The sequence below is a fragment of the Janthinobacterium sp. LS2A genome, from assembly GCF_036543145.1.
GTDB classification, from domain to species: Bacteria; Pseudomonadota; Gammaproteobacteria; order Burkholderiales; family Burkholderiaceae_D; genus Janthinobacterium; species Janthinobacterium aestuarii.
Genome location: NZ_JAZHPB010000012.1, coordinates 1 through 21,543, shown reverse-complemented (window position 1 = coordinate 21,543; position 21,543 = coordinate 1). Strand labels below are relative to the sequence as shown.

The 21,543-nt window shown below is 59.5% G+C and carries 24 protein-coding genes and 1 tRNA gene; 11 read left to right on the top strand and 14 right to left on the bottom strand.

The window, feature by feature from the left end; translation table 11 throughout:
* Position 1 precedes the first annotated feature (1 nt).
* From V3C40_RS25915 to V3C40_RS25905, 3 genes are all read right to left on the bottom strand, one after another.
* Positions 2-2,863: a hybrid sensor histidine kinase/response regulator gene (locus V3C40_RS25915; protein ID WP_331778890.1), complete on the bottom strand. Its 2,862-nt coding sequence runs from the start codon at positions 2,861-2,863 to the stop codon at positions 2-4.
* A 305-nt stretch (positions 2,864-3,168) separates the two neighbouring features.
* The gene (locus V3C40_RS25910) at positions 3,169-3,369 is read right to left on the bottom strand and encodes a YbdD/YjiX family protein (RefSeq protein ID WP_010396213.1); all 201 of its coding nucleotides are present in this window, start codon (positions 3,367-3,369) and stop codon (positions 3,169-3,171) included.
* A complete protein-coding gene (locus tag V3C40_RS25905) occupies positions 3,369-5,429 on the bottom strand; it encodes a carbon starvation CstA family protein (RefSeq protein WP_034759102.1) in 2,061 nt (686 codons plus the stop codon). The genes V3C40_RS25910 and V3C40_RS25905 overlap by 1 nt, the downstream gene beginning before the upstream one ends.
* Positions 5,430-5,675: 246 nt before the next feature.
* Here V3C40_RS25905 and V3C40_RS25900 point away from each other — a divergent pair, with 246 nt between their 5' ends.
* From V3C40_RS25900 to V3C40_RS25875, 6 genes are all read left to right on the top strand, one after another.
* Complete coding sequence (locus V3C40_RS25900; protein ID WP_331778889.1) at positions 5,676-7,049, top strand: cache domain-containing protein; 1,374 nt, start codon at positions 5,676-5,678, stop codon at positions 7,047-7,049.
* 6 nt (positions 7,050-7,055) lie between these two features.
* Positions 7,056-7,685 carry a response regulator transcription factor gene (locus V3C40_RS25895; protein ID WP_046682340.1) on the top strand — a complete coding sequence of 210 codons (630 nt, stop codon included), beginning with the start codon at positions 7,056-7,058 and terminating at the stop codon, positions 7,683-7,685.
* Positions 7,686-7,949: 264 nt separating this feature from the next.
* Entirely contained in the window at positions 7,950-9,074 is a 1,125-nt protein-coding gene (locus V3C40_RS25890) for an EAL and HDOD domain-containing protein (protein ID WP_331778888.1), read from the top strand.
* 1 nt (position 9,075) lies between these two features.
* On the top strand, positions 9,076-11,121 hold the full coding sequence (locus V3C40_RS25885) for a putative bifunctional diguanylate cyclase/phosphodiesterase (protein ID WP_331778887.1): 2,046 nt from the start codon (positions 9,076-9,078) through the stop codon (positions 11,119-11,121).
* An 84-nt stretch (positions 11,122-11,205) separates the two neighbouring features.
* Positions 11,206-11,295: transfer RNA gene (locus tag V3C40_RS25880), tRNA-Ser, on the top strand.
* A gap of 194 nt (positions 11,296-11,489) precedes the next feature.
* Positions 11,490-12,671, top strand: coding sequence for a tyrosine-type recombinase/integrase (locus V3C40_RS25875; RefSeq protein WP_058050302.1), 1,182 nt, complete (start codon positions 11,490-11,492; stop codon positions 12,669-12,671).
* Here the strand turns inward: V3C40_RS25875 and V3C40_RS28355 are convergent.
* The 11 genes from V3C40_RS28355 to V3C40_RS25825 all read right to left on the bottom strand — a co-directional run bounded on the left by V3C40_RS28355 (position 12,636) and on the right by V3C40_RS25825 (position 17,087).
* On the bottom strand, positions 12,636-12,773 hold the full coding sequence (locus V3C40_RS28355) for a helix-turn-helix transcriptional regulator (RefSeq protein WP_442907317.1): 138 nt from the start codon (positions 12,771-12,773) through the stop codon (positions 12,636-12,638). The genes V3C40_RS25875 and V3C40_RS28355 overlap by 36 nt on opposite strands.
* Before the next feature lie 38 nt (positions 12,774-12,811).
* Positions 12,812-12,982, bottom strand: coding sequence for a hypothetical protein (locus V3C40_RS25870; protein ID WP_331778886.1), 171 nt, complete (start codon positions 12,980-12,982; stop codon positions 12,812-12,814).
* A gap of 14 nt (positions 12,983-12,996) precedes the next feature.
* Positions 12,997-13,236, bottom strand: coding sequence for a hypothetical protein (locus tag V3C40_RS25865; protein WP_331778885.1), 240 nt, complete (start codon positions 13,234-13,236; stop codon positions 12,997-12,999).
* Positions 13,230-13,382 carry a hypothetical protein gene (locus V3C40_RS25860; protein WP_175539401.1) on the bottom strand — a complete coding sequence of 51 codons (153 nt, stop codon included), beginning with the start codon at positions 13,380-13,382 and terminating at the stop codon, positions 13,230-13,232. The genes V3C40_RS25865 and V3C40_RS25860 overlap by 7 nt, the downstream gene beginning before the upstream one ends.
* Positions 13,379-15,217, bottom strand: coding sequence for a replication endonuclease (locus V3C40_RS25855; RefSeq protein WP_331778884.1), 1,839 nt, complete (start codon positions 15,215-15,217; stop codon positions 13,379-13,381). The genes V3C40_RS25860 and V3C40_RS25855 overlap by 4 nt, the downstream gene beginning before the upstream one ends.
* The gene (locus V3C40_RS25850) at positions 15,207-15,560 is read right to left on the bottom strand and encodes a hypothetical protein (RefSeq protein ID WP_070300959.1); all 354 of its coding nucleotides are present in this window, start codon (positions 15,558-15,560) and stop codon (positions 15,207-15,209) included. Before V3C40_RS25850 ends, V3C40_RS25855 begins: the two co-directional genes overlap by 11 nt.
* A gap of 101 nt (positions 15,561-15,661) precedes the next feature.
* The gene (locus tag V3C40_RS25845; RefSeq protein ID WP_070300961.1) at positions 15,662-16,063 is read right to left on the bottom strand and encodes a hypothetical protein; all 402 of its coding nucleotides are present in this window, start codon (positions 16,061-16,063) and stop codon (positions 15,662-15,664) included.
* A 120-nt stretch (positions 16,064-16,183) separates the two neighbouring features.
* Positions 16,184-16,447 carry an ogr/Delta-like zinc finger family protein gene (locus V3C40_RS25840; protein ID WP_070300963.1) on the bottom strand — a complete coding sequence of 88 codons (264 nt, stop codon included), beginning with the start codon at positions 16,445-16,447 and terminating at the stop codon, positions 16,184-16,186.
* A complete protein-coding gene (locus V3C40_RS25835; RefSeq protein ID WP_046682347.1) occupies positions 16,444-16,632 on the bottom strand; it encodes a hypothetical protein in 189 nt (62 codons plus the stop codon). Before V3C40_RS25835 ends, V3C40_RS25840 begins: the two co-directional genes overlap by 4 nt.
* A gap of 37 nt (positions 16,633-16,669) precedes the next feature.
* Entirely contained in the window at positions 16,670-16,873 is a 204-nt protein-coding gene (locus V3C40_RS25830; RefSeq protein WP_035820909.1) for a hypothetical protein, read from the bottom strand.
* Positions 16,874-16,883: 10 nt separating this feature from the next.
* Complete coding sequence (locus V3C40_RS25825) at positions 16,884-17,087, bottom strand: ribbon-helix-helix protein, CopG family (RefSeq protein WP_070300965.1); 204 nt, start codon at positions 17,085-17,087, stop codon at positions 16,884-16,886.
* Positions 17,088-17,166: 79 nt separating this feature from the next.
* Between V3C40_RS25825 and V3C40_RS25820 the strand changes: the two genes are divergently transcribed.
* From V3C40_RS25820 to V3C40_RS25800, 5 genes are all read left to right on the top strand, one after another.
* Positions 17,167-17,610 (top strand): helix-turn-helix domain-containing protein, encoded by a 444-nt coding sequence (locus V3C40_RS25820; RefSeq protein ID WP_083292451.1) that lies wholly within the window; start codon positions 17,167-17,169, stop codon positions 17,608-17,610.
* 191 nt (positions 17,611-17,801) lie between these two features.
* Positions 17,802-18,071 (top strand): hypothetical protein, encoded by a 270-nt coding sequence (locus V3C40_RS25815; protein ID WP_139143233.1) that lies wholly within the window; start codon positions 17,802-17,804, stop codon positions 18,069-18,071.
* A gap of 705 nt (positions 18,072-18,776) precedes the next feature.
* Complete coding sequence (locus V3C40_RS25810; RefSeq protein ID WP_083292452.1) at positions 18,777-19,697, top strand: DUF4238 domain-containing protein; 921 nt, start codon at positions 18,777-18,779, stop codon at positions 19,695-19,697.
* 376 nt (positions 19,698-20,073) lie between these two features.
* Positions 20,074-20,577 carry a hypothetical protein gene (locus V3C40_RS25805; RefSeq protein WP_331778883.1) on the top strand — a complete coding sequence of 168 codons (504 nt, stop codon included), beginning with the start codon at positions 20,074-20,076 and terminating at the stop codon, positions 20,575-20,577.
* A 37-nt stretch (positions 20,578-20,614) separates the two neighbouring features.
* Positions 20,615-21,496, top strand: coding sequence for a hypothetical protein (locus V3C40_RS25800; protein ID WP_070300969.1), 882 nt, complete (start codon positions 20,615-20,617; stop codon positions 21,494-21,496).
* The last annotated feature ends 47 nt before the right edge of the window (positions 21,497-21,543 follow it).

The following is a 21,543-nucleotide window of genomic DNA, read 5'->3' as shown; positions in this document are numbered from 1 at the left end:
GTCAGTGTTCCTTCACGAGGATGGCGTTCAGCGATTCGCGTACGGTCAGGAAGGCTTGCTGCATCTGCTGCAGCAGGGCAGCCGCGCCCTCGGTGCTGCCGGCGCGGCCCAGTTTTTCCATCTCCTTGCACAGTTGCGCCAGGCTATCGGCGCCCACGTTGGCGCTGCCCGACTTGAGGCTGTGCGCCACCTTGCGCAGCGCTTCCGCATCGGCGCCGGCAATCGCTGCGCGCATGGCGCTCAACTGGCGCGGCGTTTCGCTGGTAAAGGCGAGGATGACCCGCTCGAGCAGCGCATCGCCATCCGTGCCGGACAGGGCGCGGATGTTTTCCAGCGCCTGCCGGTTCAGCGGCTGGGCCGATGTCTGCGTTTGCTCGGGCGGCGGCGCGGGCGGCACCTCCACAGGCGCTTGCGGCTCCGGCGCTTCGCTGTGATGCACGGTGGCCGCGCGCGGCAGCGTGATCCAGCGGGCGATCGTGTGGCCCAGGTCCTGCTGCGTGAACGGCTTGCTCAGGTAATCGTCCATGCCGGCCGCCAGGCACGCTTCGCGGTCGCCCTGCAGCGCATTGGCCGTGATGGCGACGATGGGCAGCACGCGCGCGTGGCCGCACTGCTGTTCGTGGCGGCGGATTTCCGCCGTGGCGGCAAAGCCATCCATTACGGGCATCTGGCAATCCATCAGGATCAAATCGAAATCCTCGGCCTGCGCCGCCTGCAAGGCCTGTTCGCCGTTGCGCGCGCAGACCACGTCCAGGCCCAGGCTGTCGAGCATGGCCAGCGCCACTTCCACGTTGACGGGATTGTCCTCGGCCAGCAGTACGCGGCGGCGCTGGCGCCGGCCCACTTGCCGCGCCGCATGCGGCGGATGGATGCGCATGCCCTCGCTGGCGCGCGGCGGCGTGACGATGCAGTCGAACAGGTCGCATTCGCGGGCCGGCTTGATCAGCTGGAAGGCCACGCCCGCCTCGCGCCGCTGCACCGGGTCGGCTGCCGCCTGTTCGGTACTCAGCAGCAGTAATTTGAGGTCGGCCAGCAGCGGGTCGCTCTTGATGGTGGCGGCCAGGGCCAGGCCGCTGGTGCGCGGCAATTCCATGTCGAGCAGCGCCACGCCATACGGCGTGCCCGCCTGCGCGGCCGTGTGCAGCTTGGCCAGGCAGTCGCTGGCCGTGCCGGCGCTGTCGCTGACGATGTGCCAGCTGGCCAGTTGCCGCTCCAGCACGGCGCGCGTGGCCGGTGTGTGGTCGACGATCAAGGCGCGTAACCCTCGCGTGGTTTTCAGGTTGAAGGACGGGTCGTCGCTGTCGACTCGCCGCTTATCGAAATTTACTTCGAACCAGAAGATCGATCCTTGCGTTAAAGCATTATCAACGCCGATAGTGCCGCCCATCAGCTCCACCAGCTGCTTCGAGATCGTCAGTCCCAAGCCCGTGCCGCCATGCTTGCGCGTGGTCGAGCCGTCCGCCTGCGAGAACGATTCGAAGATGCGCGTCTGCGCCTCGCTCGATACGCCGATGCCCGTGTCGTGCACCTCGAAACGCAAGCCCACGCTGGGCGCGTCTTCGCTGCACACGGTCACTTTCACGGTGACCTTGCCCGTTTCCGTAAACTTGATGGCGTTGCCCAGCAGATTGACGATGATCTGGCGCAAACGGTTCGGGTCGCCGCAGATGGCGATGGGAATGTCAAACGCGATGTTGAATTCCAGGCTGATGTTTTTCGCTTGCGCCTGCGGCGCGAACACGTGTTCTATGTCGTCGAGCAATTCGCGGAAATTGAAGCGGATGTATTCCACGCTCAGCTTGCCCGCCTCGATCTTGGAAAAGTCGAGGATGTCATTGATGATCACCAACAAATTCTGCCCCGAGCGCTGCACCATGCTCGTGTAGTGGCGCTGCTGCGGGCTCAAAGGGCTGGCCAGCAGCAGCTCCGTCATGCCCAGCACGCCATTCATTGGCGTGCGGATTTCATGGCTCATGGTGGCAAGAAACGCGCTCTTCGCCTGGCTGGCGGCCTCGGCCGCATCCTTGGCCTTTTCCAGCTGCGCCGTGCGCACTCCCACTTGGCGCTCGAGCTGGTCGCGGTAATTGGCCAGGGTGCTGTCGCGGCTGTCGATCTGCGCCAGCATGTCGTTGAAACTGTCGATCAGCACGCCCAGCTCGTCGCTGCGCTGGTGCGCGATGCGGTGGCTGTAGGTCTGGCTGCTCGACACTTTTTGCGCCGTGTCGATCAGCTTGGTGATCGGTTCGGCGATCACGCTTTTGAAACGCCGCGCGAGGAACACGGCGATCAGGAAGGACAGCACGGTGGCGCCGCCGATGGCGCCCACGTGGCGGCCGATGTCGCGCCACATGTGGTTCAGGTCCGTCTCGATCAGCACGGCGCCGATCAGCTGCTGCAGCTGCTGCTCGCCTGGCCGGTAGACGGGGCGGTATAGGCGCATGGCGGGCGCCAGGGTCGTGCCCGTGCCTTGCGTGACGGGCTGCACGGCCATGTCGGCCAGCAGGGCCGGGTCCAGGTCCTCCGGCGTGGCCAGGCCATCGGCATGCTGCGGCGCGCGGTACAGGGCGAACAGGCGCCCGTTCCGGTCGAAAAGGGCCGCCTGGGCGACCTCGTCGCGCGCGGCCAGCGCGGCCAGCACCTGTTCCGCCTGCGGCTGCGCCGATTTGCCTGCCAGCAAGGGCCCCGCGCTGGCCGCACCGATCACGCCCGCCAGCGACAGCAGCTGCTTGCCTTCATCGTCCTTGTGGCTGAGCACGGACGTCAGCGCAAACGCCACGAACACCAGCAGCAGCGCGCAGCCCGACGACAGTACCGAAATCATGGTCAGCTTCTGGCTGATGCTGGAGCGTTGGAAATTGAACATGGTTGCGGCGCTTCTCCGGTCGGACTGTTGACTGTTTTTTAATTTCCTATTGGAAAAATATAGACGCGAAGACACACCATGATATTGATGTGGGTCTAAGGAAGGAGAGGGGAGGGAAACTTATACGAGATGAAACAAATAGGGCGGTCTCGCAAGACCGCCCTCAAATTATTGCTGAGCTACAACACCTGATCCAGCCGTAGCGAGCGGAAGGGAGAGGTGGCCGAGAAGCGCAACCGTACTAAAGTACGGTGAGCATCGCAGGCCACCTATACCGACGCGCAGTAGGCTGGGGCAGGTGTCCGCTAACAACAACCACCACGCTTGCCGGCGCCGCCGTAACGGGCTTCCTGCCGTTCGCGGAAGAACTCTTCATACGTCATCATCGGCTCGCCGGGATGGGTCACTTCCCGGTGGGCCACATAGGTGTCGTACTCGGGCAAGCCGCACATGAGCCGCATGCTTTGCCCCAGATACCGTCCAGCCTTGATGATTTCGTCGATCATCATTGCACCGTGGGCAAGGCCTGGAACGGCGTTTCCTTGGTGCTCGGCTTGCTGTCGGCGCGGGCCTTCAGGATGGTGCGGATGCCGAAGAACAGCACGCTGACGACGACCACCACGAAGAAGGCGGCCAGGCCTGCGTCCAGGTAATCGTTGAAGATGATCTGCTGCATCTGCGCCACCGACTTGGCTGGCGCCAGCAGGGTGCCTTCATCGAGTGCCGCCGAGTATTTCTTGGCATGCGCGAGGAAGCCGACGCGCGGATTGGCGTCGAAAATCTTTTGCCAGCCCGCCGTCAAGGTGCACAGCAGCAGCCAGATGGTCGGCGTGATGGTGACCCATGCGTACTGGCCACGTTTCATCTTGAACAACACGCAGGTGCCGAGGATCAGCGCAATCGCGGCCAGCATCTGGTTGGCGATGCCGAACAGCGGCCACAGGGTGTTGATGCCGCCCAATGGATCGACCACGCCCTGATACAGGAAATAGCCCCAGGCCGCCACGCACAGGCCCGTGGCCAGCAGGTTGGCGATGACGTTTTCCGTCTGTTTCAAGGCTGGCACGAAGCTGCCCAGCAAGTCTTGCAGCATGAAGCGGCCGGCACGCGTGCCCGCATCGACGGCCGTCAGGATGAACAGCGCTTCGAACAGGATGGCGAAGTGGTACCAGAAGGCCATCATGGCCTTGCCGCCGATGGCACCCGAGAGAATCTGGGCCATGCCGACGGCCAGGGTCGGTGCGCCGCCGGCGCGCGAGATGATGCTGTGCTCGCCCACGTCCTTGGCCGTTTGCGTCAGCATTTCCGGCGTCACATAAAAGCCCCACTGCGAGATCGCCTGTGCGGCGGACTCGGCCGTGGTGCCGATCAGGGCGGCCGGGCTGTTCATGGCGAAATAGATGCCCGGTTCGATGGTCGAGGCGGCCACCAGGGCCATGATGGCGACGAACGATTCCATCAGCATGGCGCCATAGCCGATAAAGCGGGCATGGCTTTCGTTTTCAATCATCTTCGGCGTGGTGCCCGAGGAAATCAGCGCGTGGAAGCCGGAGACGGCGCCGCATGCGATGGTGATGAACAGGAAGGGGAACAGATTGCCCGACCAGACGGGGCCGGAGCCGTCGATGAACTTGGTCATGGCCGGCATTTTCAGGTACGGCGCGACAACGATGATGCCGATGGCCAAGCCCAAGATGGTGCCGATCTTCAGGAAAGTAGACAGGTAGTCGCGCGGCGCCAGCAGCAGCCACACGGGCAGGACCGAGGCGATGAAGCCGTAGCCGATCAGCATCCACGTCAGTTCCGTGCCGGTAAACGTGAACATCGGGCCCAATACGGCGTGTTCCTGTACGTACTGGCCGCCGATGATGGCCAGCATCAGCAAGACGAAGCCGATAATGGAAATTTCGCCGATGCGGCCCACGCGGATGAAGCGCGAGTACACGCCCATGAACAGGGCGATGGGGATCGTCGCCATCACGGTGAAGCTGCCCCATGGGGAGCCAGTCAGCGCCTTGACGACGATCAATGCCAGCACGGCCAGGATGATGACCATGATCATGAAGCAACCCAAGAGCGCGATCATGCCGGGAATCTCGCCCAGTTCAGCCTTGATCAGGTCGCCCAGCGAGCGGCCGTCGCGGCGCATGGAAATGAACAGCACGATGAAATCCTGCACGGCGCCGGCAAATACGACGCCAGCAAGAATCCACAGCATGCCGGGCAGATAGCCCATCTGCGCGGCCAGCACGGGGCCGACCAGGGGACCGGCGCCGGCGATCGCCGCGAAATGGTGGCCGAACAGCACATATTTGTTGGTCGGCACGTGGTCGAGGCCATCGTTGTGCTTGAAAGCCGGCGTCATGCGACGCGAGTCCAGGCCCAGCACCTTGTCGGCGATGAACAGGCTGTAGAAACGGTAGGCGATCAGATAGACGCAGACGGCGGCGATGACGATCCAGATCGCGCTGATCGATTCGCCGCGTTGCAGGGCGACGACGCCCAGGGACCCGGCGCCTGCCAGCGCAAGCGCTGCCCAGCCGAGCTGTTTGAAAATGCGGTTCATGCTTCCTCCAGAGATGTGACGGGCGCTGTGCCGTGCGATGATGTGTGCTGCCGAGCCTGGTCGTCGCCAGTTTGGGTGTGAATTCGTGGTATCTGCAGCTTATGGCGAGTATTCAGGAATCGTATAATTGCCGCAAGCGCAGCACTACGCAGTAACGCTCAGTATTACTACGCAGACCGATCACCGCGCCGCGACGTAAAATCACGCATTCCCACCAGCATCGACGCCGCCCGAGCGCGCAAGGCCATGAAACTCAGACAGAAAGTCATCTTCCTGGCCATCACGCCGCTCATCCTCGCCCTGTGCGCCATCGCGTTTGCCGTGCGGCATCAGGCGATTACCCTGGCCGAGCAGCAGCGCGCCACCATTCAGCAAGCGTATCTGGCCAGCAAGGAAGCCGAGCTCAAGCATTACGTGACCCTGGCCAGCCATTCCATTGCCTCGCTGTACCAGTCGGGGCGCAAGGATGGCGCCACGCAAGAGGAGGCCAAGCGCATCCTGTCCGCCCTCAGCTATGGCGACGATGGCTATTTCTTCATCTATGATTTGCAGGGCAAGTCGCTGATGCATCCGCGCCAGCCTGAACTGGTGGGGCAGAACCTGTGGCAATTGCGCGACGCCGAAGGCAATCTGACCATCCAGCGCCTGATGCAGCGGGCCAAGAGCGGCGGCGGCTTCGAGCGCTACAACTGGATCAAGCCGTCGACGAACAAGTCCGCGCCCAAGCTCGGCTATGTGATCCTGATGCCGGAATGGGGCTGGATGATGGGTACCGGCATTTATATGGATGACGTGGACCAGGCGCTGGCCAAGGTCGATGCCCAGCAGTCGCGCAATATCCGCTCGACCATGGAGCTGATTGCCGCCATCGCCATCCTCGGTTCCCTGCTGGTGGCCGCCTGCGGCCTCGTGCTGAACTTGCGCGAACTGCGCGTGGCCGACGCCAAGCTGAAAGTGCTGGCGCAGCGCGTGGTGGAATCGCAGGAGGAAGAGCGGGCGCGGCTGTCGCGCGACTTGCATGACGGCATCAGCCAGTGGCTGGTGTCGATCAAGCTGCAGATCGAGGCGGGCATCGCGCGCCTGGGCGGCAATGCGGAACAGAAAGACAAGGCGCCCGCCACCTTCGAGCGGGCGGCCGAGCAACTGAACAAGGTGCTGGGCGAGGTGCGGCGCATTTCGCACAATCTGCGCCCGGCCATTCTGGATGACCTGGGCCTGGCCGCCGCGCTCGATCACCTCGTGCATGAATTCAATGACAGCAGTAGCGCGCAAGCCAGTTTCACGGCCAGCCCCGCGGCGGCGGGCGAGGGCTTGCCCGATATGGTCAATACCGTGCTGTTCCGCATCGCCCAGGAAGCGCTGACCAATTGCGAGCGCCATGCCCACGCCCGCGGCGTGGAAGTGAGCCTGCACGAGTCGGGCAAGGCCGTGGAGTTGCGCATCCGGGATAATGGCGGCGGCTTCGATTTCGACGGCATCGCCTTGCACCCGCAGCGCGGCATCGGCCTGCGCAACATGACGGAACGCATGGAAGCCATCGGCGGCAGCCTGCACATCACCTCGTCCCTGGCCGGCACCGTGGTGCTGGCGCGGCTCGAGCTTTCCTCCACATTAAAATAGAGAACCATGACCGAGAAGATCAACATCCTGCTGGTGGACGACCACCCCCTCGTGCGCGACGGCCTGCGCGCGCGCCTGGAAGCGGTCGCGCATTTCGACGTCGTGGCCGAGGCGGGCGGCGCCGACGAAGCGTTGAGCCAGGCGCGCACGCACCAGGTGGACCTCGTGCTGATGGATATCAATATGCGCGGCACGAACGGCATTGAAGCGACGGCCCTGTTCAAGCAGGCGTTTCCGCAGATTGCCGTACTGATTCTGTCCATGCACGACAAGCTCGAATACGTGTCGCAAGCCATCGCCGCCGGGGCGCGCGGCTATGTGCTCAAAGATGCTCCAGGTAAAGATATTGTGTTTGCCATCGAGACCGTGATGTCCGGCGGCATTTATTACAGCGCAGCGCTGGCGCGGCAACTGTCGCGCCCGCAAGTCCACGATTCCTTCCTCACCACGCGCGAGCAGCAGGTGCTGCAGCACATTGCGGGAGGCCAGTCGAACAAGCAGATCGCCCGCGCACTCGACCTGAGCGTGCGCACGGTGGAGACGCACCGGCTGAACATCAAGCGCAAGCTCGGCATCGAAGGGCAGGCTGAATTGATCAAATACGCGGTCGAGCACGCGCATGGCGGCAGCGCCTGAGCATGCGTGCGCGGTACCGGGTTTTTGGCTGACCCGCATGGCAGGCGGGTCTCGCGGGGGAATGTTCTTTTTGAACATCTATTGCCAAAATTAAACTGTTTCGTGGGTGAGATTCAGATAGAATGATTCTCGCTGTCGAGGGCATCTCTGTCGGGCCAGGGTTGCCAATGCTGGTCAGTTTATTTACTATGGCGCCCTACCCACACTGAGATACCGATGTCAGCGTCTGAATCAAACCTGTTTCCGTTGGTGGGATTACAAGCAGTGGCCAATGCTCATAACGAGTGGGTCGCTGTCACCGTGCATGTACCGCAGGCCTCGACGGCGCCGCTGCTGGCGGCGCTGGCCGCTGCCGACGCGTATGCCTTCCTGGCGCCGCTCGATTGCATCATTCCTCTGGCCGACCCGCATGGCGTGGACGAGGCCGTGCTGGCGCAACTGGTGCCGCAACGCACCATCTTCCGTTTGCCGGCCCAGCTTGCCGACGACAAGCAACTCCAGAAAAAGTGCCGGCAATGGCGCGACGCCGGCTACCGCATCCTTCTCGATGGCGCCGATGCCGGTCCGGTGGTGGCGGCGCAAGTCGACGCGCGCGCGCTGAGCTTTGACGCGGCAGGCGTACACCCGGCCCTGCATCAGCTGCTGCCCTTGCCGGGGCCGCACCTGGCCTACAACATCGCCGACGCGGGGCAGATTGCCGCATTGCAAGAACTTGGCGTCAGCTGGTTTGCCGGCGATTACGCCTTGCAGCATGCGCGCCAGCAAGGCGAGCCGGAAGACGCCACGTCGCGGCGCCGGCTGATGTCGCTGCTGGGCCTGCTGGCCCGCGATGCCGACGCGCACGAGCTGGAAGTGCCGCTCAAGCAAGATCCGGCCCTCAGCTATCATTTATTGAAACTGGTCAATTCAGCCGCCTTCGGTTTCACGGCGCCGATTACCAGCTTCAGCCAGGCCATCACCCTGCTGGGCCGGCGCCAGCTGCAGCGCTGGCTGCAACTGCTGCTGTATGCGCGGCAACAGGACGACGGCAAGATCCACGCGCTGCTGCCGCTGGCGGCCGTGCGCGCGGCGCAGATGGAAGCGCTGTGCCAGTTGCGCGGCGGCGACCGCGAAGCGCAGGACCTGGCCTTCATGGCGGGCGTATTTTCCCTGCTCGATGTCCTGCTGGGCATGCCGATGCAAGAGATCATCGCCACCCTGAACCTGGCGCCCGAAGTCAGCGCCGCCTTGCTGGAACGCAATGGCGAGCTGGGCACCTTGCTGGCGCTGGTCGAAAGCGCCACGCCGCCGCCCGACGGCTTGCGCCGCGCCGGCATCGATGGAGAAACCTATTGGCGCAGCCTGCTGCAGGCCTACCAATGGGCCATCCAGGTCAGCCGGAACCTCTAGCATGGCCCTGTTTCCGGTGTCGGATTTCCTCGGTGACAGCGCCGCCCTGTGCGACGCCGTCGTGCGTTTGCGCGGCCCCGCGCTGGTCGCTGAGCTGGGCCGTATCGCCAGCACGGTGATGGCCAGCCCGCATGGCCAGTTCCTGCCCGCGGCCGGCACGGATGCCGCCGCGCCGGCCGCATCGTTTCCCCGCGATACGCCCACCTTGCTGCAGGAAGTCAGTTTCGACGGCCACTGTTTCGGCCATTACAGCGTGGCCGGCCGCCCGCTGTATAACGACGCCGACCGCCGCCACCTGGCCAGCCTGGCATCGTTGACGGCCGGCGTCCTGCAAGTGCATTCGCTGGCGCAACGCTCGACCCATGCCTACGCGCAAGTCGAAGCCTTGCTGGCGCAGCAGACGCAAATCCTCGACCAGTTGCACGAATCCGTGCTGACGATGGACTTGACGGGCTACATCACCAGCTGGAACAAGGGCGCCGAGCGCCTGTTCGGCTACACCTCGGTGGAAGCCGTGGGGCGCAACATTTTGTTCCTGTACGACGACGAAGACACGGGTTTCCACGATGCCTTCCTGGAGCAGGGAGGGCGCCTGATGGAGGTGCGCCGCCGAAAGAAGTCGGGCGAGATCTTCTGGGCCAGCTTGTCCCTGTCGCCGCTGCAAGACCTGGACGACAAGCCCATCGGACTCATCGCCTACCTGACGGACATCACGGAACGCAAGCTGGCCGAAGAGCGGCTGCACCACCTCGCGTATTACGACCCGCTGACCAGCCTGCCCAACCGCACCTTGCTGGCCAAGCTGGTCGACCAGGCCCTGAGTGTGGCGCAGCGCAGCAAGATGCTCGGCTGCGTGCTGTTCATCGACCTGAACCGCTTTAAACTGATCAACGACACCCTGGGCCGGCGCATCGGCGACGAACTGCTGCGCCAGGTCTCCCTGCGTTTCCGCCAGGTATTGCGCGACCAGGATCTGGTGGCGCGCCTGGGTGGCGACGAGTTCGCCGTCGGCCTGTTCGACATCGGCCAGCATTTCGAAGCGAGCATGGTGGCGCAAAAGTTGCTGGCCTCGCTGGTGGAGCCGTTCCTCATCGAAGGCCACGACTTGCGCGTGGGCGCCAGCATCGGCATCAGCGTCTATCCGCAAGACGCGCAAGATGCGGAAACCCTGCTGCGCCTGGCCGACATCGCCATGTACCGCGCCAAGCAGGACAGCGGCGGCGAAGCGGAAAGCGTGGCGTTCTACAGCCAGGACATGAACCTGGGCATGCAGGCGCGCATGCGCCTGGAAACAGGCTTGCGCCAGGCCCTGTCGGAACAGCAACTGCTGCTGCACTACCAGCCGAAATACGCCCTGGGCAGCGGCCGCATCATCGGCGCCGAAGCCCTGGTGCGCTGGCACCACCCGCAGCACGGCATGATCCCGCCCGCCGAGTTTATTCCTTTGGCCGAATCGACTGGCCTGGTGGTGCAAGTGGGCGAATGGGTGCTGGAGGCGGCCTGCGCCCAGGCGCAAGCATGGAAACTTGCCGGCCTGCCGCCGATCCGCCTGGCCGTCAACGTGTCCGCCCGCGAATTCACGGCAGCGCTGCCCGCCAGAGTGGCGGCGACCCTGGCCCGCTACGGCCTGGAAGCGGCCTGGCTGGAACTGGAAATCACGGAAAGCACCCTGATGCACAACATCGAGAGAGTCATCGGCATCATGGACCGCATCACGGCCTTGGGCGTGGCCCTGTCCCTGGACGACTTCGGCACCGGCTACTCAAGCCTGTCCTATTTAAAACGTTTCCCCATCGACACCCTGAAGATCGACCGATCGTTCACCACCGGCATCCCCACCGACGCCAGCGACTGTGCCATCGCCAGCACCATCATCAGCATCGCCCAGCAACTGCACCATAAAGTGATCGCCGAAGGCGTGGAAACGGCCGAGCAGCTGGCCTTCCTGAAGAGCTCAGGCTGCGACGAAGTGCAGGGCTACCTGTTCTCGCGGCCATTGCCGGCCGTGGAGTTCGAGAAGGCGCTGCGGGAAAACTGGGGCGTGTAAGGAAAGCATGCCCGCTCTTTCCTGTCGGGCAAACGATGCTAGCCATTGGTAAGCCACGGACCTTTATGTATAATGCTGCCATCTGGAAGCGTGGCCGAGTGGTTGAAGGCACTAGTCTTGAAAACTAGCGACGGGTTAAACTGTTCGTGAGTTCGAATCTCACCGCTTCCGCCAAGTACATAAAAAATTCGTGAGTATACTCAACCTATATTCCACCGAATTTCATTGAAAATCAACGACTTAGCTTGATTTTCGTCCCGCCGAGTCACAGATTCGGTGATATCCAAAAACGCTCTCGCAGAATGATGCGTAGGCTAAATTGTAGGTATGATGCGGTTTTTCTCAAAACCGTACCTACAGGATATCGCATGGCCATCAATACCCTTACCGACGCAGACTGCCGGCGCGCAACGCCGAACGACGGCAAGCTGCGCAAGCTCTTCGATGGCCACGGCCTGATGCTGGCAGTCCTGCCAAGCGGAAACAAGGTTTGGCGCATGGCCTATCGCAACGACGAGGGCAAGCAGCAGACTGCCGTCATCGGCCCGTATCCCCTGATCGGCCTCAAGGAAGCACGCGAGCGCCGCGACGTTTTGCGTTTGAAACTGATCGATGGGGTAGACCTCAAGCCCAAGCGCAAGGCAAGCAGCCCATCTATTACCCTTGATGCCGCCATCGATACCTACTGGGCCGGGCGCACGGACATCAGCGCCGGCTACAAGGCAAATGCACTGCGCGCGCTGGCCATGTATGTCTCGCCGACGCTGGGCGCGAAAACTGTGCGTGAAATTACCAAGGAAGACTTGATGGCCGCGCTGCGCCCGATGGATGCCGCTGGCCTGTCCGTCTACGTCCGGCGGGTGCGCATGTGGGTGGGCCAGGTGCTCGACTGGTCCATCCAGCACGGCCACTGCGAAGAGAACCCCGCATCGAACATCAATTCGAAGGTCGCCTTTTCCCGCAAGCCGCGCGAAGGCTTCGCCGCCCTGGCATTGGCCGAGGTGCATCCATTCATGGAGCGCTTGGACCTGGAAGATGAAATTCAGTCTGTGCTGGCCTGCAAGCTGCTGGCGTTGACGTGGACGCGCACGGACGAGTTGCGGCGCATGACCTGGGCGGAAGTGGAGGGCGATGTCTGGCGGATACCGGGCAAGCGCATGAAGAAGGGCCGCGAACATCTGGTGCCGCTGTCATCCCAGGCGCTGGACCTGCTGGCGGAAATGAAGCTGCGTTCGCGGGGTAGCATTTACGTTTTCCCGAACGACCGGGGCGGCAGCCGCCCCATGAGTGAAAACGCGATTCTTTACCTCATTCACCGTATCGGCTTCAAGGGCAAGATGACGGGCCACGGCTGGCGCAAGGTCGGTTCTACCTGGGCCAACGAGCACGAGTACAACTCGGATCACGTCGAGGTGCAGCTCGCGCACAAGGACGGCGGCGTGCGCGGGGTCTACAACTCAGCGGAGTACCTGAAGCAGCGACGCGTGATGCTTCAGGCCTTCGCTGACTGGCTATTAAAGCAGCCTGATCCCAGCGGCTTGGAGCGTTGAAAGGCGCCATCCCAGCGTGCGCTGGGTTATGGAGACGTCCGCCGGCGGCAGCTTGTTCTCCTTCACCCATCTGCGCAGCGTCTCCGAAGTGACGCCCAGCATTTTGTATAAGTCCTGGCGGTAGATAATTCGGTCTTCATTCATTGGTTTTTACCTTTCGTGGGTTGGCTTTTCTTGTGCTGGATTGGCTCTGCATGGCTGGCTTTGTTTTGGGCCGCCAGTGCGAACGCCTCCGCCTCGGTGTAGTGCGGAACTTCGACGCCAGGCTTGCGGTAGTCGCGCAGCCGGCAGAATTCTTTGTATCGGTCCATTTCTTTACTGGCCTCTAAACCGTGCAACCGATAGGCGCGGCTGCTTTCTTGACCGCCTCGATGGCACCCAGCGGCACCGCGCGGAACATACCCGGCCACTGGTGGTCCAGCTCCACCCACGCATGCAGTTCCCCATTGCCCACGTCGCGGCGTAGGTCGTTGACGGTACCGGCCTGGTAGCCTTCGTCGGTATCAAACGTCACGCGGTCGCCCAGGGCGATTTGCCGTGGTGAATCGGTCAGGGTGTTCAGCATTGCGGTGCTCCTTTCAGTTTGGCGGTAACGCCGCACACGCCGTAGCGGTCGATGGCGGCGTCGATCACGTCGCCGCTGGATGCGGCAACCTCAAAAAATTCAAAGCGTTCGGTTTGCGTGCGAACGATCACGGCATAGGTGCTCATGTGCCATTTCCTTCATGGGGTGGGTTGTCGGTGACGATCAGCCGGGGATAAGGGCAGGCGTTGACGGCCGCCCAGGCGGCAATCACCGCTGTTTTTGCCTCGTTGGACAGGTCAGGCGCGGGCGCCGCCGGTGGCCTGGCCGGGGCAGGGCGGTCGGGGTGCGTACAGTTATTTACACGAGTCCGAGGAACGGCAACCCCAACAGCCACCGCGCGAGCGCCTGTGGCCTGTACCGGCGTCCACGTATGGCGCACGGACTTGAAGACCACACCAATCAGGTCGCTGCAGCGCACGCCGTAGGGCGTGGTGCGCAGCGTTTCACCGTAGCGGCCGATGACGGTTTTTTCGTCCTTGGCCAGGGTGACGACCAATTCCTTGCGCGGCACAAGGGCGCCGCCTTGGGCGCGCAGGTACTCGGCCCAGCAGGCGCGCTTTTCGCCGTCGATCTTTTGCACGGCGTCCCAGGCGCGGCGCATGGCGGCCGGGGCTTCGTTGAGCATGCTTTCCTCGATGCGGCGCAGTTCGCGCCACACGGTGACGGGGGCGCCGCCCCACTGCTGGAATTGACGGATACCCCAGCATGCGGCCCAGGACTCGACGCGTGCCGATGGCGTCAGCTCGACATCGCCTTCGGTGTCGGCCGTGACGACGTAGCCTTCTTTCGTCTTGTGCTCGGCCACGCCGTCGATGTTCTTGGCCACGTACTTGGCGATGTAGCCGGCGGCGCTGCCCTTCGCCCAGTCGATGCGTTTCACGTCCAGGCGGCGCGCGAAGGCGCCCGGTTCGCCACGATCCACGCGCCAGGCGTAGCGCTTCATGATGCGGATGGCGCGGCCGGCCACGTCCTGCAGGTGGGCCGTCTTGTATTTCGCGGTCGGGCGCACGAACAGCAGCAAATGCCAGTGCGGGCAGCCGTCGTGGTGCGGCTCGGCGATACGAAAGCCGTACAGGCCGATGCCACGGCGCGCCAGGGCAGAGCGGCACAGCGATGTCATCTTGCCCAAGTAGGCATTTGCCTCGCGCGGTGTGGAGCCGTCGAATTTGTCGTTTGGCTTGCCGCTGTGCTGCATGGCGTGAAAGCGCGATGGGCACGTCCAGGTGATGAAAATGCCCTGGTCGCCGCACTCGCGGGCGATCTGCTCAAAACCGTTGATGCGCAACATCAGTTCGCCGCGCCGGATGGCCTTGTTGGCGGTCGTTTTCTCGGCCAGCTCGGCGATGCTGAATTGCTGGCCGTTCTCGTTCTGCACTAGGGTGGCGGCCAGCGCTGCCGCGTTGCGGCGGTTTTGCGCCAGGCGCGACAGCACGGCGTCATTGCTGGCGTAGGGTTCGCCGCTGTATTTCACATAGCCCAGGCGGATATTGCCCGCTTCAAAGGCGCGCTTGACGCGCTTGCGCAGTTGACGGCGCCACCAGCGGGCGTCCACCAGGCGGGCAATGGTGTCGGCCAGCGCGTCGAACTCGGGCAGCTCGATGCCATACGAGGCGCATTCGTCTTCCATGATCTGCAGGGCGTGCGTGTCGGACACGGCCATCCACAGCATCTTGGTGACGCCGGCCGCTGCGCGTTCGGCGGTGGCCACGATGTCGGCGTCGCTTTGCGACAGATCGACGCCGGCCGGCACGTACTGCTCGGCGAACTCGCGCACAAAGCTGGTCGCGACGGACTCATAGACTTTGTACCAGGACGACCAGGCCATCTTGGCCATGGCCGCGTTGATGACGCGGTTGCGCCACTTGAACGGAATGCGGGCCAGCTCGGGCGCGAACTGGGCGGATCGCAAAAAAGCTTCGTGACGCTGCGGGGCTGGCAGCAGGATTTGTTTAGATTGCATTCAACAGTCTTTCGTACACACGGATAGCGGCGGAGGTGGCGGCGCGCAGTTCGATGCGCTCTTCCTCGGTAAATGAATGGATGGGTGATTCCCAGCGGTCGGCATCCATGCCTGCGGCGATCAGCACGGAGCGGCGCGCGCCACGCGGAGACAATCCCCACGCCTGGGCCATGAAGGGCGCCAGGTTGCGCGGCTTGATGCTGCGTAGCTGGGCCTTGGCTTCGGCGATGGCGGCCAGCGCATGCCCGGCGCCTGGTGGCGTCGGCATGGCCTTGTCGCGCGCGGCCAGAATCTCGGCGGCAGGCTGGAAGGACAGGTGATTGTCGATAAGGGACGCCGGCATGGTTCAGTCCTTGATGGCGCCGATGGCCCGCAGCACGCCGGGGGCAATGACAATCAGGAGCGTCAGCAGCCAGATGCGGCAGGTTTTGGCTAGGCGCAGCATCAGCGTGCCCCTGGCTTGAGAAATTGCTCTGCCCAGTACGGGAGCGTGTGCGATGCGCCGCAGCAGTGCCGGGAACCCGCTTCATTGGCGAAAATGTAGTTCAACTCGATGGGCAGCTTGCCGACCAGGGCGCGTTGTTTGGCTGGCGCGAAAAAGCCGTCACGCTCCAGTGCCTGCGCATCGCTGACGATGAAGGTCAGATTGGCCGCGCCGTAGGCGTGATAGGTCTTGGCAATCTCATGGATGTGGGCGGTCAGCGCCGCGATGCCGATGCCCGCGCTGGCTTGCAGCAGAAAACACGTCGGTGCCACGGGGACAATGCAATTTTGCAAGGTCGGGCGGATCGTGTTTGATGCCATGGATATGCAGGCATGAGGGGTGGCGTGCAGCGTGGTTTCCATCGGTTTTCCTTATTTCAGGTTGAACGAATCCCGCACGCTCAAAAAGGAGCGCAGCAGGGCACAGCAAAAGAGGGGAGATACGGCGGCCGGGTTACGGCGGCGCGAGGATCGGGATAGTCATCAGCAGCCCGCAGTCAGGTCCAGGGCTAGCTGGCTGGTGGCCGCCGTGCGCGCATGCTGGGACATCGGGATGCGGATATCCGGCTTGGGCATGGCGGACAGCGAAAGGGTGCGCAGTACTTCCAGGCCTGCCACGAAGGAGTGCCCGCATTCGGGGTTCTGGCACATGTAGGTGATTTCCTTGAACATGGCGGACATCGTGCGGCTCTTGACGGCGCGGACGGTGTATTCGCAATGCGGGCAGGGCAGGCCGATGACTCTCATTTCAGCTTTCTTTCCACTTGGTACAGGGCGCGACCGCGACCCGTCATGTTTTTCGACTGTATGCGTAAGCGCGATTTGACGAGCCATTCGGCCGCCTGATCGATACTTGCCAGCCCCTGGCGTTGGCGCACGAGTTCCAGCACCGCGCGCTCTTCGTCATTGAGGTTAATTTGATGGTCTGGCATTTTCTGTAACTTTAGAGTTGCTCAAAAGTGACTCGGTTTAAACGCTGCGACGCTGTACGCTGTCGATGGTGGCGTCATCCAAGGCGATCACGGCCAAGGCTTCACGCATCACGATCTGGCGCACCAGCACTGCAAGCTCTTCGCCCTGGTAGTTGGCGATCGAGGAAACGAGCTGGTGCTCATAGTCATCGAGGCGCAGCATGACGCGGTGGCTGCGGATACGTTTTGCATCGGGGTACATGACGTTGTCCTTAGTGAATGGATTTGGAAGCGAGTTCACGCTTGTAGTCGGCGAGGCCGCGTAGGATCAGGAAGCGGAGGAACCAGGCGCGGGACCGGTCAAGTTTCTCTGCGTAGCCCTCGACTTCGGCTACTTCATCAGACGTCAGGCGGACGCCAAGGGGCTTAGTCGTGACGCCCTTGGCAGTACGCCTGGCATTGGATACGTTTTTCATAATGTTATGATGTGTAATCGCTACAGGATGGCGTAACTATAGTGTCCAAAAGCGCACTAGTCAACAAAAAGATGTGAGTATGAGCATGTTTGGTGAAAGATTAAAGCAAGAGCGTCAACGTCTGGGCATGAACCAAGACGACTTCGCAGCGGTTGGCGGGGTCAAAAAACGCGCTCAAATTTCGTATGAAAAAGATGAGCGCTCTCCCGATGCTGTCTACCTCTGCGCGCTGTTAGAAATTGGCGTAGACGTTTGGTATGTGATGACAGGCAGCGTTTCAGCTGCTGTACTTAGTGCAGATGAAAGCGAGTTAGTTTCTGGTTTCCGGAACCTAGATGCACGTGGACGAGCTGGTGTTCTTGGAATGATTGGCGGCATGCGCATGCCAACGCCCTCAACATCTTCTGCAGGAAATACTCCGCACGTTGAAACCCACGGCAAGATTGGGCAAAATTTCGTGGGGAATATCATTGGGCCGCAGACTTTTAATGTGGCCGGTAGCGGACGAAAAAAGGAAAAATAGTCTGCAACTGATTCACCTTCTTATGCTTATTGTAATTGCTGCTTGTTTTGTCTGCATACTACGCATACCGATCTGATGCGTGAAGGTGTCGTAAAGTCAACGTCTGAGCAACTTCGGCTGGATTCGGCCAGAAGCGGTCGTATAGCAACATTCATTTTTTGACCTGGCTACTCAATCATCTAGAGGTAGAAATGGCATCTTTACTACATGAGGTTTGGGAGGACGAAGATGGAATAACGGTTTGTATTGCTAACGGGAGTCGGCCGGAATTTATGACGGCTGATGCTCGATTTATTGCAACGTTTGAAGCATCTTCCTGGACAGAAGCAATGACAAAGTATTATGAAATGTACGATTTTGGAGTTTACAAGCCCTTCGATTCATCCTCAGAGCCTTACTCCGAAGAGTCGAAAGCTCGCCAAATCGATCAGTTAAAAACGCGTCAAATACGACTGACTTAAGTTAATCTTGGACATGTCGGTTACGTCTGCTTCGGGGCGGAACCTGCCAATGACGGCAACCGGCCAGAAGCAGTTATTTGCGATAACGTGACAATTTGGGAGTTTTTCTGATTGGAAATTCGCTATGCTCTGGTGCCGCTATCGGCCAGAAGCAGACGTTCAAGCCGATGGCGTTTTGAAATATATGACAGCCTCTTCGCCAAATTTACGGCTTCTTCAAGCTGCTCAGAACGAATACGTCTCGTACAGGCTGTTGACGGGTAAAAAACGCGGAAAGCGCTTTAAAACACTGGCAGTTTCCATGCAAGATGACCAATCAAAATAATGATGTGGAGGGAAGCTGTAACCCGCACTGCTGCTTTAGTTGGTGAGCACCACATCGACAGTCAGCCACGCGAGCGAGTGGGTGTGGGCCGCTACCTAAATGCGTGCAAAAACCGACTGTCGAGCAGCAGATCCATGGCGCTGACGTGTAGCGCGATCGACGCTCGCGGACGCCTTCTCACGAATGCCTGATAGACTTTGTAGTTGCTCTTCAGGTAACGGCCGGATACACTAGCTCTGCCCGCAGTCCGCAATCAGCAAAAAACGGTATTATCGCGTACCTATCATATGCGCTTATAAGAAAGCATTAGTATGTGTGAAGTCTTGATTGCACCAAACTCTCTATTTAAATAGAAAATTTCTGGAGGCATAAAATCTAATATGACAAGCCAGCTAACGGTATATCAACACTATGTGCCACAACACTATTTAAAATTATGGAAAAATTCCAGTGGGCAAGTGTGGTGCCATGATCTTCATCTAAATGAAAAAAAGGAGAGGGCAACTAAACGCATTTTAGGTGACGATTACCTTTACGAAAAAGATCTTGCTAATCCCAATAATGAAATCGAAATATTCCTTGGGTCCATTGAGAATGCTGCAGCGCCTCTTCTGAAAAAAATCTCAGAATTGCCTTTGTGTACGGGTAAGGATGCAATCGTAATACAGGAAGCAATGTGCTTACAGGTAGCACAAATTTTGTCGTCGCCAGCGGATAAGTCAAAACTATTTGACTTCATTAGTGCGCAGCTTGTACGCACTCCACGTACGGTTGAAGAAATTTCAAAATCGATCAAGGGTTCAACGTATCCTCAAGAGATATTAGCTATATTGACGGAGCAAAATGAGCCTTTTCAATTAGTAAAGCTAGGAATGAAGCGCTTACCGCAGCGACTTCACGAGGCCTATACCCTTGTTCTCAGTTATTCGATCGTGGAGCCTTTTGTTACTAGCGACCACCCGGTGCTAGAGGTTGTCGCCGATCCAAATTATTTGCCCCAGACAGTCTATAACGTACTCCACAAAGATGATACTTTTTTAGCGTTCCCTATTGGCCCGCACTTTCAATGTTTACTCTTCCCCAAGAACCAGAAAAATGATGTAATTAAATTTTTTTACCAAACAGTTTCGTCGTTGCCGAGCAGAAACGGACTCGATCCCACAATCAAGTGGCGCGCTATGCAACCAGAGTTATTAAATATGTTTCGATCATTCCATACGGGATTTGGCCGAAGATTTCTTATAAGTTGTCAAGACGAGTCCGATCTAATTGAGAAATCACCGCTGAAACCGACATCCTGATTTGACACGACAACAGCCGGCGCTGGCGCGCAGCTGCTTGTCGGCCGGCACCACGTCGACTCCGCATGCACGCGCAGCACTTCGCCGCCCATGATTATTGCGAGGAAAATCTGCCCGATACGCGCTTATATTTACCGGTGGTTCGCTTCGCGTAACGTCTATGGTCTTAGCATCTGGCAAGCTGTTATGTCTTCTCTGGGGCGAATCCAGCCTGTCGTGGGTCGCGTTGGATTTTCCATCTGACAACCTGCTGTGCTTGTCCGAACGGCCGGGTTCGGCCAAAAACCGCCGGTGGCCGGCGTCTACTGAGATTCCTCCTTCCTATAACTGAACATGCTATATTGGTAATTATCCATATATGCCAAGCTAAAAAATTATGAGCACAGTCACCGCATATCATCAACTAGGCCGCTTTGTCGTTCTTTTCCAGCATCTGGAGGAGTCCGTAAACAACCTACTTGAGCTGCTCGCGGATACCGATGGTGAGATCGTTCGAATCCTGGTCAACGAACTCGAATATAGCAAGCGCTTAAAAACCCTTGATGCTCTTTTCGCTCGCTTCATTGATCTTCGTAAGAATACTGACCCGCTCGCGAAAACTGAGTTTCACAAGCTTGTTGTCGAACTCGGAAAACTTGGTGAACGTCGGAATGAGCTTGTTCACTCCAAATACAACCCTTGGATTAACTTTCACGGCCGAGAAGGTCTTCTTCGCACCAATTCGAAATTACGGGGCAGTAGTGGGGAGCGTGAAATTAAGGAGGAGGAACTCCAGCCTGAGGCGTTCGACTCCGACCTTCTTAACCTGAGCGCCACTGCACAATCGCTTGAGGCGTTTCGTATCAAAGTAATTGATTGGTTGTGCCCCGATGCAACATAACTTTCTATTAACTTGGATGCGATGACGCGCGAAAATTATGGACGCAGAAAAAGTTAGAATCTTTCTCGAGTCGCTTAGCGACGAGCAGATTGAACTTGGCAATCGAAAAGACCAAGAAAAACACGACCAACAATTCGCCGCTTTCGAAGGAGCTTACCTTAAAGGAAATTGTTATCTTTGTGGTGAGGATTTTGACAAAATGCGTACCGACTCTCCGTGCACGCACTGGCTTCTAAGACGTACAAAATTTAAAAAAAAGGACTTCCCCAAAATCTATGAAAAATACGATTACCACAACATCGCTGCATTTCTGCGTTGGTGTGCAAATCAAGAGACACCACTACGCAATATCAATGATTTGAAGGAAGAAAAAGCGGAACGTAAGATTATTAGCTACACGATTAAATGGAAAAATATTGAGTGGACATTTGACTGCTCTAGAAACGATCTAGCCGGTCACGGTAATGGGTTTTCATCCTATCCACATTATCACTTTCAAATGCGAATCGATGGCCGTGAATTTTTAAACTTCAATGACTTCCATGTTCCATTCTCAGACCGAGACCTTTTTATGTTTGCGGCGAGTGAGTTGCCGACAGTACGTGCGGGTTTCGGCCCTGGGGGAGCTGGAATGCAGGAGGCTGTAGAACTTGATCCAGAGGTTGTCATCGATGACACTGAGCCAACGGAACGCTACGAGGATGCTACCTTTGATCTTTCGACCATAATAATTAGTGACGAGAAGCCCATTTCAGGGGAGATGCTGTTGGAAGTAATAAATGAGGCAAAAAAGACAAATCGCACATTTGCATCGGTCGCTAAAGAGCGACTTGTCGACAAAGCGAGTATTAAAACGATCATCTCGCCCTCTGAGTCCATACCTGATATAGCTTCACGGACGGAAAATAAGTCGCGCTAACCGGCTGCCTTAAACTCTAACGGCTACTGAGAACGTCCGCTTCGGGG

Coding starts and splice junctions, on each gene's coding strand:
- V3C40_RS25915 (WP_331778890.1), bottom strand. CDS start 2,863: ATGTTCAATTTCCAACGCTCCAGCATCAGCCAGAAGCTGACCATGATT.
- V3C40_RS25910 (WP_010396213.1), bottom strand. CDS start 3,369: ATGATCGACGAAATCATCAAGGCTGGACGGTATCTGGGGCAAAGCATG.
- V3C40_RS25905 (WP_034759102.1), bottom strand. CDS start 5,429: ATGAACCGCATTTTCAAACAGCTCGGCTGGGCAGCGCTTGCGCTGGCA.
- V3C40_RS25900 (WP_331778889.1), top strand. CDS start 5,676: ATGAAACTCAGACAGAAAGTCATCTTCCTGGCCATCACGCCGCTCATC.
- V3C40_RS25895 (WP_046682340.1), top strand. CDS start 7,056: ATGACCGAGAAGATCAACATCCTGCTGGTGGACGACCACCCCCTCGTG.
- V3C40_RS25885 (WP_331778887.1), top strand. CDS start 9,076: ATGGCCCTGTTTCCGGTGTCGGATTTCCTCGGTGACAGCGCCGCCCTG.
- V3C40_RS25875 (WP_058050302.1), top strand. CDS start 11,490: ATGGCCATCAATACCCTTACCGACGCAGACTGCCGGCGCGCAACGCCG.
- V3C40_RS28355 (WP_442907317.1), bottom strand. CDS start 12,773: ATGCTGGGCGTCACTTCGGAGACGCTGCGCAGATGGGTGAAGGAGAAC.
- V3C40_RS25870 (WP_331778886.1), bottom strand. CDS start 12,982: ATGGACCGATACAAAGAATTCTGCCGGCTGCGCGACTACCGCAAGCCT.
- V3C40_RS25865 (WP_331778885.1), bottom strand. CDS start 13,236: ATGCTGAACACCCTGACCGATTCACCACGGCAAATCGCCCTGGGCGAC.
- V3C40_RS25860 (WP_175539401.1), bottom strand. CDS start 13,382: ATGAGCACCTATGCCGTGATCGTTCGCACGCAAACCGAACGCTTTGAA.
- V3C40_RS25855 (WP_331778884.1), bottom strand. CDS start 15,217: ATGCAATCTAAACAAATCCTGCTGCCAGCCCCGCAGCGTCACGAAGCT.
- V3C40_RS25850 (WP_070300959.1), bottom strand. CDS start 15,560: ATGCCGGCGTCCCTTATCGACAATCACCTGTCCTTCCAGCCTGCCGCC.
- V3C40_RS25845 (WP_070300961.1), bottom strand. CDS start 16,063: ATGGAAACCACGCTGCACGCCACCCCTCATGCCTGCATATCCATGGCA.
- V3C40_RS25840 (WP_070300963.1), bottom strand. CDS start 16,447: ATGAGAGTCATCGGCCTGCCCTGCCCGCATTGCGAATACACCGTCCGC.
- V3C40_RS25835 (WP_046682347.1), bottom strand. CDS start 16,632: ATGCCAGACCATCAAATTAACCTCAATGACGAAGAGCGCGCGGTGCTG.
- V3C40_RS25830 (WP_035820909.1), bottom strand. CDS start 16,873: ATGTACCCCGATGCAAAACGTATCCGCAGCCACCGCGTCATGCTGCGC.
- V3C40_RS25825 (WP_070300965.1), bottom strand. CDS start 17,087: ATGAAAAACGTATCCAATGCCAGGCGTACTGCCAAGGGCGTCACGACT.
- V3C40_RS25820 (WP_083292451.1), top strand. CDS start 17,167: ATGAGCATGTTTGGTGAAAGATTAAAGCAAGAGCGTCAACGTCTGGGC.
- V3C40_RS25815 (WP_139143233.1), top strand. CDS start 17,802: ATGGCATCTTTACTACATGAGGTTTGGGAGGACGAAGATGGAATAACG.
- V3C40_RS25810 (WP_083292452.1), top strand. CDS start 18,777: ATGACAAGCCAGCTAACGGTATATCAACACTATGTGCCACAACACTAT.
- V3C40_RS25805 (WP_331778883.1), top strand. CDS start 20,074: ATGAGCACAGTCACCGCATATCATCAACTAGGCCGCTTTGTCGTTCTT.
- V3C40_RS25800 (WP_070300969.1), top strand. CDS start 20,615: ATGGACGCAGAAAAAGTTAGAATCTTTCTCGAGTCGCTTAGCGACGAG.